The following is a 15585-nucleotide window of genomic DNA, read 5'->3' as shown; positions in this document are numbered from 1 at the left end:
TTTCATAGTAAGGTAGGCTGATTGACATTACCCCGCTCTGAAGGACGAGGGTACGGCATACTAGATAAGTTAGCGATTAAAATAAAAAGCCGGTACTAACCGGCTTTTTGATCAAAGAATGCACATAAATTGAATGAATTAACTTAAAGCTACCTAGCCAATCGTCATTAAACTTGCGTTACCACCTGCAGCGGCGGTATTAACACTGAGCGATCTTTCAAAATAAAACAATTCTAGCGGAATATTATCTTCAAATGCAGGTAACGCGACTATAGGTATAATCGGTTGCAGCGATTGTGCTATAACCTTCTGCAAGTTAAGCAATATATCAGCATCACCATGAAACAAAATCGCATCTGGTGCAATCACTGAACTTGCCAAACTATCTTTAAAATGTTCGACCATATGGATAGAAGCTTGAATAGGTTTAGGCAGCATTGAAAAAAGATGTTCCGTATGAGTGTTGCGCTCCCAAATCACTGAAGCGCCAATTGCTGTCATGGCAAGTAATTGAGTCAGATAATCTTGCAGTGAGTTAGCTTGTGTATAGACAGAATGTCTCGGCTTGATTAAGTAGCTATTTTTCTCACCAGTTGGGCCAATTAATGTTCGTTCAATACCTGATTGACTTTCAATTAAATAGCGTTCCGAAAGTTTAGCAAACGTTGGTAAGATAGACTCAAACTGATTAGCGTTATTAATCATTAGATAATGATTTTCGATAAGTTTATCACGCAGTGTTCTTGATACAATATTTTCTCTGCTCGCGTCAACGTGTTCAGAAATGGTTTCTTCAAGATTATTAAAATAGCTATAAACTGAATCTGAAGATTTATCTTTGAGTAAGCGGTATAAGTAAAGAGGTCCGCCTGCCTTAGGCCCAGTTCCAGAGAGACCTTCACCACCAAATGGTTGCACACCCACGACTGCACCTACAACATTACGATTGACATAGTGATTACCTGCATTGACTTTTGTGGTGAGCTTATCAATGGTTTCATCTATCCGACTATGAACTCCAAAAGTTAACCCATATCCTGTCGCATTAAGCTGTTCAACTAAATTTGCAAGAGAGTTACGTTTGTAACGTACAACATGCAATACAGGCCCAAATATTTCTTGTTTTAAATCAGAAATAGAATTAATTTCAATTAAAGTAGGAACAATAAAGTGACCATTTTCCCAAATTCGACTGAAGTGGGTTGAGTCAAAAGCACCTTGGAAAACTTTAAATCCATGTGTTCTCATAGATTCAATATGAGTTTCAATAATCGTTTTTGCCTCTTTATCAATAACAGGCCCTATGTCAGTAGTTAATTTATCTGGGGTATCTATTCTGTATTGTCCCATTGCGCCACGTAACATTTGCAAGGTTTTTTCCGCAATATCGTCTTGGAGACAAAGAATTCGAAGTGCTGAGCATCTTTGCCCTGCACTATCAAAAGCAGACACAATCACGTCATTGACAACTTGCTCAGTTAATGCTGAAGAGTCAACTATCATGGCATTAAGGCCACCCGTTTCAGCAATAAGTGGAACGGATTTGCCATCTTTACTTAATCTGTCACTCAGTGTGCTTTGAATAAGTTTCGCGACTTGGGTAGAACCGGTGAAAATGACACCGTCTGTGCGATCATCTTTAGTGAGTGCAGAACCGATTATTTCTCCACTACCTGGTAATAATTGGAGTATGCCAATAGGCAGACCCGCTTCGATGAATAGTTGTACTGCCTTGAAGGCAATTAATGGTGTTTGTTCAGCAGGTTTAGCAATCACACAATTTCCAGTCACTAAAGCCGCAGCAATTTGGCCTGTAAAGATAGCAAGAGGAAAATTCCAAGGGCTAATACAAATCACGGTTCCAAGAGGCCTAGTTGTACCTTGGGATAAGTGTAATGTAGCAAACTCAGCATAGTAACGTAAAAAATCAATCGCTTCACGCACTTCGGAAATACCATTCTGATAGGTTTTACCTGCTTCTCTAGATAAAATAGCCAGAAGCTGAGGAAGTGCATTTTCCATTAAGTCTGCAGTGTTATTTAAAATATCAGCCCTTTTTTGAATTGGGGTAGAGGACCAAATCATTTGATTGTTTTTAGCTATACTAAATGCTTGATCAACATGATCGATCGTCGCCTCTTGAACTAATCCAACCGTATCTTGCAGGTTAGCAGGATTGATTATGGTAGATAATACTTGGTGTGAGTCATTTAAGTCAGATTTTGAATGACTATTTGATTTTGAAAATACCTCAGTGTCATTTAGAACTGGGTATGCAACGATTTGATCTTGCGTGCTTTTAAGTAATGCAGATGAAAGAGATGCCAGCCTGTGTTCGTTAGAAAGATCAAATCCGCGTGAATTTAGGCGATTATCTCCAAATAGGTGCCTTGGCACTGGGATTTTAGAGTGTGGTAAGCCAAGTGAGCCTTCTTCTTGTGCAAGTTGCTGAGCGATTGCAACTGGACTTTCAATAAGCGTTTCAATCTTAATCGTTTCGTCAGCAATTCGATTCACAAATGAAGTATTTGCGCCATTTTCAAGTAAACGTCTTACCAAGTAGGCAAGTAAAGTCTCATGGGTACCCACAGGAGCATAGATGCGGCAAGGGCGGTTTAGTTTACCTTCTTCTGATGAGCCGACTACTTGTTCATATAAAGGCTCCCCCATACCATGAAGGCATTGAAACTCATACTGACCAGGATAGTAATGGTTGCCGGCTAGGTGATAAATCGTGCTAAGGGTTTGAGCATTATGAGTTGCAAACTGAGGATAAATATAATTTGGCTCACTGAGTAATTTTCGTGCACAGGCGATATAAGCGATATCAGTATGATTTTTTTTGGTATATACAGGATAATCTTCGAGTCCATCTAATTGTGCTCTTTTTATTTCACTATCCCAATATGCACCTTTAACTAATCGGATCATAAGCCTTCGTTGGCTTCTTTTAGCTAAATCGACTAAATAATCAATTACATAAGGACAACGTTTCTGATAAGCTTGAATAACAAAGCCGATACCATGCCACCCTTTTAATTCAGGTTCAAAACATAGCTTTTCAAGTAAATCGAGAGAAATTTCTAATCTATCTGCTTCCTCTGCATCAATATTCAGACCTATATCATAGTATTTAGCGAGTAGTACAAGATTTTTTAAGATTGGGTATAACTCTAGCATGACTCTATCAAAATTTGCACGATTATATCGTGGATGCAATGCAGATAATTTAATTGAAATCCCAGCACCTTCGTAAATACCCTTACCATCAGCCGCTTTGCCTATTGCATGGATAGCTTGTTCATAAGATGCCAAATAAGCTTTTGCATCTTGCTCTGTTAAAGCCGCTTCCCCTAGCATATCGTAGGAATACCTAAAGCCCTTAGCTTCATGTTTTACTGCGTTTGCAAGAGCCTGATCAATGGTTTCACCTGTTACAAATTGTTCACCCATTAATCTCATCGCCATGTCAACAGCTTTACGAATAACAGGCTCTCCTCCTTTGCTAATAATTTTTCCTATAGAAGATGAAAGCTGATTTTCATTATGAGTAGAAACTAATTTACCCGTTAGCATCAATCCCCATGTTGCAGCATTAACAAAAAGAGAAGGGCTATGACCAATATGCGCTTTCCAATCACCACCACTAATTTTATCTCTGATTAATGCATCGCGGGTTGCTTTATCAGGGATACGTAGAAGCGCTTCAGCAAGACACATTAACGCAACTCCTTCTTGTGAAGATAGCGAAAATTCTTGTAAGAGATTTTGAACAATACCCGCTTTTCCAGATTGAGTCTTTTGATTACGAAGTGTAGTGGTTAATTTAGTGGCTAGCTGTTGTGCCGATACTTGTAACTCATCTGAAAGTTTAGCTTGTTCAATAAGTGTAACAATACAATCAGATTCTGAGCGTCTGTATGCACTTGTTATTGCAGCTTGTAAAACAGATTGTGGGTGAATGTATTGTGCAAATTCAAGAAAGGGTTGCTCTGGTTGGTATGATAGGTTTGTTTTTTCTGATGATGAGTTCATATCAGACTCAATAATTTCAATATCTGAATCAGATAAATTGCTCCCGTGTATTGATATTGATTCTAAAGAGAGGTTGCCCAAATTATCAACATAACCATGATTAAACGCTTCTATATAATTAAAAATTGCCTGCTTAATTACCCAGTGAGGGGTTCTATCTAATGCTGAAGCTATAGTTTTTAAGTGATTTTTTGTTTCATTATCGAGTTTAACCCCGGTTGTACTGGTGGTGTTTGACATAAGGACCTCATGGAAGTTGTCTGAAAATATATTAATAGTTGAACAAATATTAGTGTTCTTTGTAACGTTCAGTAACTAGCTTAAAAATCGTAACGATTGCGAGTTATTCTTCTAATAAACAAAATACGTGAAATTATTTTACATGTCTAGTTTCGAGTGCAACTAGGTGCAACTTAATTGTAAAATTGAGTCAGCGATAACAAATTTGAACTTATTTTAATTCGCATATTATGGTGTTGTGCCCGTGAATTTTCATCTAGCCCGTAAATACACATGATAGATGCAGCATTAGGCCTTACTATTAAGCCAATAATCATCTCTGTATCTCATGACTGATAATTAATTAAATATAAAGTAATGTCATTAAATTTAAAGTATTGGCAATTTAAGTATGCTTTGTTAATATAATCGTGCTGAAGAAATATTTTAATACATTTAAAATAGATAGAGCTTTGGCATTAACTTTAAATTTAATACATAAAGAGATTATAATGATTAATAAAAAATTAGGATTAGCGCTTGCAGCAGTATCTGTAATGGTATTAGCTGGTTGTAAAAACATGTCGCCAGATGCTATGCTAAGTACTGGTATGAAAGCATTTGAAGCTGCCACTTTGAGCGATGCTGAAATTAAATCAATCGCAAACGAAGCTTGTATGGCTTATGATGCAGAAGCAACAATTGCATCACCAGACAGTAAATATGCAAAACGGTTAGAAAAATTAGCTGGCAAATTTGGCACTAATGTTGACGGTGAAACTTTGAATTATAAAGTTTACATGGATGAAGGTAATATCAATGCATGGGCTATGGCAAATGGCTGTATCCGTGTTTACAGTGGCCTTATGGACTTTATGAATGATGATGAAGTTTCTGGTGTTATTGGTCATGAAATTGGTCATGTTGTTGAAGGTCATCGTAAAAAGGCAACTCAAGTAGCTTATGCTGCAGAAATTGCTCGTGATGCGGCAGCTCAATCAAGCAATAATGCAGTTGCAGCGTTATCACAAAGTGAATTAGGTGATATTGCACAAGCATTAATTAATGCACAGTTTTCTCAAGCTCAAGAGTTTGAAGCTGACGACTATGCACTTGCATTACTTAAAAAGAATGGTTTAAACCAAGAAGGTATGGCTAGCGCGTTTGAAAAATTAGCGACGTTAGGTGGAGAATCTTCAATGTTCTCAACGCATCCTGACTCTGCTGAACGTGCTAAACGTATGCGTGAGCAAATCAAAACTCAATAATCTATGAGACTAGGTTATTATTTTAAGTACAATTAATTGTCTTAAAAAAAGCTATAATCATTAAGTTAAACTTTTATGCATATCGCAGTATTAGACGTTATGGATGAGAGTTTAGCTTTGCTGATTACTAATTTGAGACTGTAATATTAATTTATACCTTTCCGTCTGAAAAATCCCTACTTTCAATATAAGTAATTTTACGCATTGCTTTAGAACGTTCTTTAATATTCCATTTAAATCTTAATCTGTATTTATGCTGCGTTAAGCCACAGGCAGTAAGCTGGCTTGCCGTATAGTTTTACTTAAAAACTTTTTTATAGCGCTCAAATTTATGCGAATTTTGGTAATTCTAAGGCTTTAAGTTGACTATTGAACTAGCCATTACAAGCTTAGAGGAGTGTTTATGCTAATTCAGTATTGATGATTTCTTTATATTCGCCAGATTGAGATTTTAAGCTAACAATTAACCAGTCAAAACCATCTTCTTGTACTTGTGTAAATGTTACTGCACGACCATCGATAAGCTTAAATAAACCTAACTCATTTGTTTCATAGATTTCTTTTTCTGATTCGTAATCAATACCATATCCAAAGCTTATGGTGACTTCTGCTGGCATAAAGTTAAGCTTTTTTAGCGGTCTATTATTTTTTTCATCTTCACTTACAGGGATGCAAAACATACCATCATAACCTTGTAAACTTTCATCAAAAATTATAATTTCTTCTCCTGAAACTATACACTTTGCCACGATTAGTCGGTTGCTAAAGCTCGGTGGTAGTCCATGAATATACCCATCATTACTTTGGTCACCAAAAAAATGGAGTTCAAAAAGTTGATTACCGACTGATGACTGAAGTTCAATAACGGAAAAACACTCTTCTTCAATTCTTTTGTTAATTGCATATGGATGCAAGGTTTTAGGAATAGTTATATTCATAGTATTGGTATCTCATTATTAGTATATGATGTTAAATTAACATTTCATCCATTCTGCCTTAAACTCTCTTTCTTAATAAGGGGGAAATGTGTAAACGATTTTCTTGACACCTTCCCCTCATAATCGTGAGATGTATCACAAAACAAGGACTGTGTTTTCTGAAGATTTAACTACACCAATGTGAAAAAAAATCATTCAGTTATGTAGTAAATTAGCATAAAATATTACACGCTACATCTTTTCGATTTTAAAATATCTCATCAAAAAATAGGCCCTGAAGGACAGGGGCGGTTAAATGGATAAATTAGTCGAAAAAAAACCTGCGATTGCAGGTTTTTAAATAACGACACTATCAAATAAACTAGATAGTGCTTAATTAAAGCGATTTATGCGGTAGTATTGATTTGGCTACCGACAGTATCCGTTTGACTTAAGCTAGGCATTTTTTCAACTGCTCTAGCAGTTTCAATCGTTTCATCTGTCATCACTTTTCTTAACTCTGTTGCCTGATTTTGCTGAGCTAATACGTTAGCTTGCATTTTTGATGACTCAATAGGCATATCAACTGCTGAAATATCCATAACGCCTCCTATATAATTAATGCTCTAAAGTAATAAATTATTACTTGATGAAAACTTAGTGTCAGTCTAGAACTAAATTGTATAAATTACAAGCGCATTTATCATGAATAAGCGCAATTAAATGTAAAGTTTTACTTATTCACTTGATGAAAAGAGATTGTGATAAGTTCACTTAAGCATCAGAAGTAAGATTAAGATGAAATTATATAGGATTTCAAGTTATAATAGGGATCATTACCTAATTTGAATGAAATGAGACTGATAAAATGAATCCGCTTTCCTACATACATCCTGATAATCCACAGCCAAGACTGATTAATCAAGCCGTTGAAATTGTTCGCTCTGGTGGTGTGTTGATTTATCCTACTGATTCTGGTTATGCAATCGGATGTCGAGTAGGTGAGAAAAATGCAATGGAACAAATCTATCGAATTCGTAAAATCGATAGTAAGCATAATTTTACATTAATGTGTAGAGATTTATCCGAGCTTGCGACTTATGCATATGTTGATAATAGTGCTTATCGACTTATCAAAAACAACACGCCTGGTAGTTATACTTTTATTCTTAAAGCGACTAAGGAAGTACCTAGACGTTTAATGAATGAAAAAAGAAAAACGATAGGTCTTAGAGTACCCAGTAATCCTATTGCATTAGCTTTACTTGAAACATTAGGTGAACCTATGATTTCTTGTAGCTTAATATTACCTGATCATGAAGACATGCTGAGTTCACCTGAAGAAATTTATGATTTATTAGGTAAACAAGTTGATCTTGTTATTCATGGTGGTTTTTTAGGAGAGAAGCCAACTACTGTAATTGATTTGACTGAAGATAGCCCTGTCATCATTCGCTATGGTATAGGTGATACGGCTCCATTTGAGTAATAAGCCTCTAATAAATTTTATCCACATAATAATCAAGCTAGTTTTCTTTGCTGTTTTAGATAAATATTTTTATAAATTGGTTAGAAGTAACATATCAATTTCCCCAGGTTTTATCGATTACTTAAAATAGAGTTGAATCTAATCTTATGAAATTAAATGATGCGCAGCAATCTGCGGTTGAATTTGTCACAGGGCCTTGCCTAGTATTAGCTGGTGCAGGTTCTGGTAAAACTCGGGTAATCACCAACAAAATTGCTCATTTAATTAGAGTGTGTGGATATGAAGCTAGGCAAATCGCAGCTGTAACGTTCACAAATAAAGCTGCGCGAGAAATGAAGGAGCGGGTGGCAGCAACGCTTGGCAAAAAAGAGGCAAGAGGGCTACTGATTTCTACTTTTCATACGCTTGGCTTAGAGATTATTAAACGTGAACACAAAGTGTTAGAACTAAAATCTAACTTCTCATTATTTGATGACCAAGATCAACTTGCCTTATTAAAAGAGCTTACTGAACCTTTTCTTAAAGAAGATAAAACGCTTCTTATGCAACTGACTAATCGTATTAGCCGTTGGAAGAATGATATTATTTCCCCAAAACTGGCTTTAGAAAGCGCATTAAGTCAGGAAGATAAAATTTTTGCTCACTGTTATCAGTTATATGAAACCCAAACAAGGTCGTTAAATGTACTTGATTTTGACGATTTGATTTTATTACCTACAAAATTGCTCATTGAAAATCAAGAGGTCAGGGAGCGGTGGCAACAAAAAATTAAATACTTATTAGTAGATGAGTATCAAGATACGAATACAAGTCAATACCAACTGATTAAAATGATTGTAGGAACAAGAGCTAGATTTACTGTTGTGGGCGATGATGATCAATCTATTTACTCTTGGCGTGGTGCGCAGCCACAAAATATGGCATTACTTAAGCGTGATTTTCCTAACTTGAATGTAATTAAACTTGAGCAAAACTATCGTTCCACAGCTAGAATTCTTAAAGCAGCAAATATATTAATTGCTAATAACCCCCATCTTTTTGATAAAAAGCTATTTTGCGATATAGAGCAGGGGGAGCAAATTAAGGTATTAGCCTCTAAAAATGAGGAAAATGAAGCAGAAAGAGTCGTTGCTGAACTTATCTCTCATCGGTTTTTACAAAATACTGATTATAAACAGTATGCAATATTATATAGAAGTAACCATCAATCTAGACTGATTGAAAAAGTATTAATGCAAAATAGGATCCCTTATAAAATTTCGGGAGGTACTTCATTTTTTGCCAGAGCTGAAATCAAAGATATCATGGCTTATTTGCGTGTTTTGACTAATAGCGAAGATGATACTGCTTTTTTAAGGATAGTGAATACTCCGAGACGTGAAATTGGCCCAACTACTTTGCAAAAATTAGGTGAGTTTGCTAAAAGTCAGCAAAAAAGCTTGTTCAGCGCAAGCTTTGATATTGGTCCTACAGGTTTATTAACTTCCCGTCAATTAGGCGCACTTCAACAGTTTACTATTTGGCTTGATAAACTTTCTGAACACGCAAAAAATGAACCGTTAGAATCTGTTAAAACTTTATTGACGAGTATTAATTATGATAGCTGGTTATTTGAAACGTCGCCAAGTCAAAAAGCGGCAGAAATGCGTGTAAGAAATGTTAATCAGCTCTATGAATGGTTAGGTGAAATGCTTAAAGGAGATGAGCTCGAAGAACCAATGACATTAACTCAAGCAGTAAATCGTTTTACTTTAAGAGATATGTTAGAGCGAGGCGAGGATGAACAAGATGCAGATCAAGTGCAATTAATGACGATTCATGCATCAAAGGGACTTGAGTTTGATTTTGTTTATATCCTGGGAATGGAAGAGGGCATAATGCCTCATCAAAATAGCATCGATGATAACCAACCAGAACTTATTGAAGAAGAAAGGCGCCTTGCATATGTTGGGATTACCAGGGCTAAAAAAACGTTAACCTTATCCCATTGCCTTGAAAGGCGGTCAATGGGAGAGGTAATTAAACCTGAACCAAGCCGATTTTTAGCAGAGCTGCCCCAAGATGATTTAGACTGGGAATCAAAAAAAGCAAAGGATACCCCTCAACAAAGAATGGAAAAAGGCCAAGCACATTTAGCTATGCTAAAAGCTAAGTTTCCTAAAAAAGGCTAAATAATTTACAAACTGATGTGCACGCGATGCCTAAATTTTTAAAAAGAAACTTTGAGTAATGTTAATTTAGGTGAAGTGGTTCGAAAGTTAGAATACACAATATACTGGTATGACCGTACTATTAGCAAAATCTAATAATGGTTTTCTAGCTCTAAAAATAGAGGCACTTTTCGTTGCTTGTATTGTGGTGAATGCCATGGGTATGATTTTAATGCTGCTATAACCTCCCTGCTTACCGATTGCCTCTTGCTGCATAATAGAATGGGTGGCGGTAGAGGAACTACCGCCAAGTTAAACGCTTTTAAGAACCGATAGAAGACTAAGAATGTTAATCATCTATAATGGCTGTGTCTTCAAGAAGCGATACCTATTTAGGCGCGATAATTTAAAAAGCGTTATCACTACAAGTTTCGCATAAAACAAATACTTTAGCGCCACCGACTGATGGTGTCGTCTGAGAAAGTAATGCTTCATACTGTGAAAGTGATTTTACATAGGGCATTAAACTTTCAGGAATGTATGAGCTTAATTTGCTATCAACGGCCGCATTCATTTGCAACATAATTGATTCAAAGAAAGTTGGCTCTTTTTTATACCACTTTAATGTTAGCTGATTAATTTCAGTTAGAGATTTCATTTTTTCTAATGCAATATCAAAATTACCAATTTCATCAATTAATTTATGTTTAAGTGCATCTTTAGCAATCCAAACCTGGCCCTGTGCAATTGCATCAACCCTTTCAAATGACATATGACGTGATGCTGAAACGAGCCCAATAAATCTCTGATATCCATATTCTATATTCAGTTGAATCATTTGCTTTAGCGCGTCAGGTAACGCTTCTGTTACGGTACCTGATCCAAACTCAGTTGTCGCAACACTATTTGAAAATACACCTACTTTAGCCAAACTGTTTTCAATTGTTGGTATTACACCAAAAATACCAATTGAGCCTGTTAACGTGTTTTCATTGGCTACGATATAGTTAGCAGGCGTTGCAACCCAGTATCCACCAGAAGCAGCCAAACCACCAAATGATGCGACGATCGGTTTACCAGCTAATTTAAATGCTTCTAGTTCAGCATGAATCACTTCTGCTGCTGTAACAGAACCACCAGGGCTGTTGACTCGTAAAATGAGTCCTTTAATATCAGGGTCTCGTCTTGCTTCGCTTATCTGTTCGCTAATCGTGTCTGCACCAGCATAACCAGGACCATTAAATCCATCAACTATCGGTCCGTCGATTGTAATAACTGCGATATTTGGTTTGCTTGCTAATGTCTCTAACGTATTATTGAGCGTATAATCGTAAATACTAATATAGTTAGAAGAATTTTCTTTATCAGTAATGCCAAACTTAAAGTCTAATGTATTTTCTATTTGGGAACGATCTGAAAGTGAATCGACCCATTTTTTTTCATATGCTAATTTAGCCATATTTCCATTATTAGCTTTAAGCTCCGTTATAAGTGAGTTCGAGTCCGTAAAAAACTCCTCTTTTTTTAGAAAATGCCTGTTATTTGAAACAGTTTCTAAATAGTTATCCCAAAGCCCGGTTAAAAATCGATTTGTCATCTCTCTTGCTTCAGGCGACATATCGTCTCTTAGATATGGCTCTACTGCTGATTTATAGGTACCAACTCTAAAGACATGAGTATTGACTCCCAAAGTATCTAAGAGAGATTTAAAATACAGATTACTAGTGGCAAAACCATGAATATCTACCGAACCATATGGTGCGATATGGATCTCATCGGCGAAACTAGCTAGATAATAATCCTGTTGAGTTAAGCTATCAGCAAATGCAATGACTGGTTTTTTCGACTCTTTAAAATCTTCAATAGCAGCGCCTAAAGTTTGTAAGTTGGCACTATTACTGCCATAAAATTTGCTGAGTGAAATTATGAGTCCTGTAATTCGGGTGTCAGATTTCGCTTGTTTAATTTTTTCAACAAGTTCAAAAATACTATTTTCACGTCGAATCGAGGTGTCTTCTCCCATCATCTCAGCAAACCAAATTTCTAATGGGTTTTCTGGTACAGGCTTATCTACTATGGTACCTGTTATATTAAGTAATAAGGCACTTTGTTTGGGTTCAATTTGATTTGAACTGCTTATTGAACCTATCATTGAAACGATAAAAAATATCATAAGGAGATTCCAAAAGGTTTCTCGCATATAACGTAATGTCAGCCAAATGTATTTAGGTATGTTTTTTATAAACTTCCACATAGTGATTAAATTTCCTAATTTGCTAAGGGATGGTTCGTGCCTCTTGAAACATAATATAGAATCAGATACGGAGTATTTCACAATCGAAGTTGATCATAGCTAAACTTGCGCTAAAATGCATTATATTTGACGCTAATCTTAAAAATAAGTCGCTATTTTAGGTACATATTAACCTGATTATGTCTGTTTTAATTGTACTTATCTGTGAAATCATTATTTTTTTTAAAACTTGTCTGAAGTTGGTTGTGAATGGCTATTGTTGATTGAAAACTCAACTCATCTTTTTACTGAGTCATAGACATCAATTATTTAAACAGGCCATAATAATTAAGTTGATTGCAATATTTACTATGGTTCAAATATTAGGTGCGATAATAATTCGATAAAACTTTGGATATTGTAGTAAAATTAAATCATAGTGTCATAAAACTCACCTTTAACATCAAAAGGAGTCAAAGATGCAAGCGATAGATTTATTGTTAAAACGTCAATCTCAATCTAAACTTATAACGCCAGCACCATCTGGTCAATCATTAGAACTTATTTTACAAGCGGGTCTTAGAGCGCCTGATCATGGTCATTTGACCCCATGGCGTTTTGTGATTATTCAAAATGAAGGATTAGATAGATTAAGTGATTTATTTGTTCAAACTGTTTGTAGTCAAGACAGTGATAAAAAGCAAAGAGCAGCGTCATTACCTTACCGAGCACCTATGATTATAGCTGTTATTGCAAAGGTAGTTGATCATCCAAAAGTACCTTATTGGGAACAAATTGTTTCCGCAGGATGTGCTGTTCAAGCTATGCAAATGGCTGCTTTTGCACTTGGTTTTGGTGGGATTTGGAGGAGTGGGGACTGGTGTGACAATGAAATCATTCGAACAGCATTTAACTGTATGCCACTAGATAAAATCGTTGGTTATCTTTATTTAGGTACTCCTGAAGGTGCTTTGGCAAAATTGCCTGAAATCAATACTGAAGATTATACTGAATACTTATAAATTTTGCTTTTAATTAAATATCATTAGCGAGATCAGTTAATGATTTAAACTGAATATAGGAATAGCAATGAATGTAGATCCAAAACTTGTAGAGCTTGCCGCATGTCCAATTTGTCATCACAAACTAGATTATCATACTGAAACATCTAGTTTTATTTGTCATGCCGACAAATTAATTTATCCTATTCGTGATGGAATAGCGGTACTAATTAAAGAAGAAGCAACTCATTTAACTGAGTTATGAAAACAAAAATAATACTGTGCGAAATATACTATGCGTTTTTACAAGCGATAAAGTATCAATTGCGCTATGATTAATTAAAGAGTGATTTATATGAGCACCCCTATACCTGATTTTACAGCTATCATTCCAGCAAGATATGCATCTACAAGACTGCCAGGAAAACCTTTAGCTGATATACATGGAAAACCTATGGTAGCACATGTTATTGCGAAAGCTAAATTAGCTGGCGCGAAAAGAATTATTGTTGCCACAGATCACCAAGGTGTTTTTGATGCGGTTAAAAAATTTGATGCTGAGCCTTGTATGACAAGCGTACAGCATCAATCTGGAACAGAACGGCTCGCAGAGGTGATAGACAAATTAAGATTGCCTGATGATGAAATTATTTTAAACGTTCAAGGTGATGAACCTTTAGCACCTTCTGAAATTATTCAACAACTCGCTAAAAATCTGAATTCTCTACCTTTCGAAATGGCGACACTAGCAACTCCTATTTGTTTATCCTCAGAAATTTTTAATACCAATGTTGTGAAGGTTGTTAGAGATAAACATGGGGCGGCTATCTATTTTTCAAGAGCGACTATCCCTTGGCATAGAGAGAGTTTTAATCCCTCTAATCAGCAACAGCCTGTTTTAGCAAGAACTAGCGCTGAATTAGAAAAACTCGGACTATTACGTCATCTTGGTATTTATGCTTATCGAGCTGGATTCATAAAACGCTATGTTACTTTTGAACCTAGCCCATTAGAACATATTGAATTACTGGAACAATTAAGGGTACTCTGGCATGGTGAAAAAATACATGTCGATATTGCTGAAGTCATTCCAGAGGCTGGGGTAGATACACCTGAAGACTTAATAAGAGTAAGGGAATTTTTAGCAAAATCTAGTTGGAAGGATGATTAGAAGATTCGGGGCATTAATTCTTCATTTTAAAAACCTCTTGAAATATTATTCTGTTGTATTTCAAGAGGTAAGTTGCTTATTAAAGTTACTTAAATAAGTCTACATAGATAGTTTTATTTGTACCGTTACCGTCTTTTTCAAGTGTAATACGATAAAATTTAGCACCTTTTTCAGCCGCTTTTTTTGCAACGGCTTCAGAAATATCAACTGAAGTTCTAAAACGACCTTTTACTTCAATTGAATCGAATGCTGTCATTTTAGCAGCGGTTGCACGATTGACTTCTTGTATTTTTGAACCATCATCTAACGTTACGGTATAACGTTTTTCTGGTGCACTAGAATCACCTTCCCAGAATTTTATACCGGTTGATCCAGCTCCTACTTCTCTAGGCATTTCAACTAATTCTGGCTTTCCTTCTGCTATTGCTTTCTCGGCTGCCTCAGACCCAGCTGGTATCAAATCATAAGCTTTTCTTGGATTACGAGGGGCATCTGCTTTATATACTAATGCTTTGACTGCTTTACGTGTGCCACTCTTATTCATTTCTCTTGATTCAATGATGAAAAAGGAAGCTGCCCCTTTAGCTTTAGCTAGTTCAGCGATTTTTTCATTCAATTGTACATGATTGGTAAATGTACCCTCAAGTTCAATATAATCAAATGGTTCTAATACTTCGTAGTCCGTACGAGAAATTTCTTTGATACCATTGTAGCTAATACGTGTATCCTCAGTATTTTCTTTTGCATCACGATTATAGAGTGCAACTGTAAGGTTATATCGGCCATTTTTTTCTTCAAATGCATCTGTAATGTAAAAACCGTACGCACCTTCTTTATCAGCCCTTTTATTGGCCGCATTCGCTTGATCTGCAATTGAGGCAAATCGGCCTTTTATTGTCACAGATTCATAAGGTGTCAGTTTTGATGACTCTTCTTGAGTTAACTCAACCGCTGCAAGGCTAGAAAAAGATATTGCGCACAATACCGATAGAACTGTACCTTTTAAAGTTTTATTAATTAGTTTTCCTTGATTCAAATTTTTATTTTTCATTAGATGTATGCCTTATTATCCATTCATGTTTAAAATTATATGACTTGTTGA

At 35.9% G+C, this 15585-nt stretch carries 11 protein-coding genes; 6 read left to right on the top strand and 5 right to left on the bottom strand.

All coding sequences use genetic code 11. The annotated features are described in order from the left end of the window. Positions 1-153: 153 nt before the first annotated feature. Positions 154-4275, bottom strand: coding sequence for a trifunctional transcriptional regulator/proline dehydrogenase/L-glutamate gamma-semialdehyde dehydrogenase (gene putA, locus BMW37_RS07230; protein ID WP_093319118.1), 4122 nt, complete (start codon positions 4273-4275; stop codon positions 154-156). 491 nt (positions 4276-4766) lie between these two features. Between putA and BMW37_RS07225 the strand changes: the two genes are divergently transcribed. After that, a complete protein-coding gene (locus BMW37_RS07225) occupies positions 4767-5522 on the top strand; it encodes a M48 family metalloprotease (RefSeq protein ID WP_093319116.1) in 756 nt (251 codons plus the stop codon). A 401-nt stretch (positions 5523-5923) separates the two neighbouring features. On the opposite strand, the gene BMW37_RS07220 is transcribed toward BMW37_RS07225, so the two are convergent. Further along, positions 5924-6460, bottom strand: a complete 537-nt coding sequence (locus BMW37_RS07220; RefSeq protein WP_093319113.1) for a hypothetical protein — start codon at positions 6458-6460, stop codon at positions 5924-5926. 386 nt (positions 6461-6846) lie between these two features. Beyond that, positions 6847-7041, bottom strand: a complete 195-nt coding sequence (locus tag BMW37_RS07215) for a hypothetical protein (RefSeq protein ID WP_093319111.1) — start codon at positions 7039-7041, stop codon at positions 6847-6849. A 266-nt stretch (positions 7042-7307) separates the two neighbouring features. Between BMW37_RS07215 and BMW37_RS07210 the strand changes: the two genes are divergently transcribed. Together BMW37_RS07210 and rep are read left to right on the top strand one after the other, a co-directional pair. After that, a complete protein-coding gene (locus tag BMW37_RS07210; protein WP_093319108.1) occupies positions 7308-7928 on the top strand; it encodes an L-threonylcarbamoyladenylate synthase in 621 nt (206 codons plus the stop codon). 146 nt (positions 7929-8074) lie between these two features. Continuing rightward, positions 8075-10099 carry a DNA helicase Rep gene (gene rep, locus BMW37_RS07205; RefSeq protein WP_093319106.1) on the top strand — a complete coding sequence of 675 codons (2025 nt, stop codon included), beginning with the start codon at positions 8075-8077 and terminating at the stop codon, positions 10097-10099. Positions 10100-10484: 385 nt separating this feature from the next. On the opposite strand, the gene sppA is transcribed toward rep, so the two are convergent. After that, complete coding sequence (sppA, locus tag BMW37_RS07200; RefSeq protein ID WP_281241266.1) at positions 10485-12278, bottom strand: signal peptide peptidase SppA; 1794 nt, start codon at positions 12276-12278, stop codon at positions 10485-10487. A gap of 512 nt (positions 12279-12790) precedes the next feature. On the opposite strand from sppA, the gene BMW37_RS07195 reads away from it, so the two are divergent. The 3 genes from BMW37_RS07195 (at position 12791) to kdsB (ending at position 14483) form a co-directional block, all read left to right on the top strand. Then, a complete protein-coding gene (locus BMW37_RS07195) occupies positions 12791-13333 on the top strand; it encodes an NAD(P)H nitroreductase (protein ID WP_093319101.1) in 543 nt (180 codons plus the stop codon). A gap of 67 nt (positions 13334-13400) precedes the next feature. Beyond that, positions 13401-13577 carry a Trm112 family protein gene (locus BMW37_RS07190; RefSeq protein WP_093319098.1) on the top strand — a complete coding sequence of 59 codons (177 nt, stop codon included), beginning with the start codon at positions 13401-13403 and terminating at the stop codon, positions 13575-13577. Between the two features lie 90 nt (positions 13578-13667). Further along, positions 13668-14483, top strand: coding sequence for a 3-deoxy-manno-octulosonate cytidylyltransferase (gene kdsB / locus BMW37_RS07185; RefSeq protein WP_093319095.1), 816 nt, complete (start codon positions 13668-13670; stop codon positions 14481-14483). A gap of 85 nt (positions 14484-14568) precedes the next feature. Here kdsB and BMW37_RS07180 read toward each other — a convergent pair whose 3' ends face one another. Beyond that, positions 14569-15534 carry a YdgH/BhsA/McbA-like domain containing protein gene (locus BMW37_RS07180; protein WP_093319092.1) on the bottom strand — a complete coding sequence of 322 codons (966 nt, stop codon included), beginning with the start codon at positions 15532-15534 and terminating at the stop codon, positions 14569-14571. Between the last annotated feature and the right edge of the window lie 51 nt (positions 15535-15585).

Origin of the sequence: Thorsellia anophelis DSM 18579 (genome assembly GCF_900111395.1) — a bacterium.
Lineage (GTDB): Bacteria > Pseudomonadota > Gammaproteobacteria > Enterobacterales > Thorselliaceae > Thorsellia > Thorsellia anophelis.
The sequence above is the reverse complement of the archived record's forward strand: the minus strand, read 5'-3'. Positions and strand labels throughout refer to the sequence as shown.

Excerpts from the sequence above, each read along its gene's own strand:
- putA (WP_093319118.1), bottom strand. The coding sequence starts at position 4,275 with ATGTCAAACACCACCAGTACAACCGGGGTTAAACTCGATAATGAAACA.
- BMW37_RS07225 (WP_093319116.1), top strand. The coding sequence starts at position 4,767 with ATGATTAATAAAAAATTAGGATTAGCGCTTGCAGCAGTATCTGTAATG.
- BMW37_RS07220 (WP_093319113.1), bottom strand. The coding sequence starts at position 6,460 with ATGAATATAACTATTCCTAAAACCTTGCATCCATATGCAATTAACAAA.
- BMW37_RS07215 (WP_093319111.1), bottom strand. The coding sequence starts at position 7,041 with ATGGATATTTCAGCAGTTGATATGCCTATTGAGTCATCAAAAATGCAA.
- BMW37_RS07210 (WP_093319108.1), top strand. The coding sequence starts at position 7,308 with ATGAATCCGCTTTCCTACATACATCCTGATAATCCACAGCCAAGACTG.
- rep (WP_093319106.1), top strand. The coding sequence starts at position 8,075 with ATGAAATTAAATGATGCGCAGCAATCTGCGGTTGAATTTGTCACAGGG.
- sppA (WP_281241266.1), bottom strand. The coding sequence starts at position 12,278 with ATGCGAGAAACCTTTTGGAATCTCCTTATGATATTTTTTATCGTTTCA.
- BMW37_RS07195 (WP_093319101.1), top strand. The coding sequence starts at position 12,791 with ATGCAAGCGATAGATTTATTGTTAAAACGTCAATCTCAATCTAAACTT.
- BMW37_RS07190 (WP_093319098.1), top strand. The coding sequence starts at position 13,401 with ATGAATGTAGATCCAAAACTTGTAGAGCTTGCCGCATGTCCAATTTGT.
- kdsB (WP_093319095.1), top strand. The coding sequence starts at position 13,668 with ATGAGCACCCCTATACCTGATTTTACAGCTATCATTCCAGCAAGATAT.
- BMW37_RS07180 (WP_093319092.1), bottom strand. The coding sequence starts at position 15,534 with ATGAAAAATAAAAATTTGAATCAAGGAAAACTAATTAATAAAACTTTA.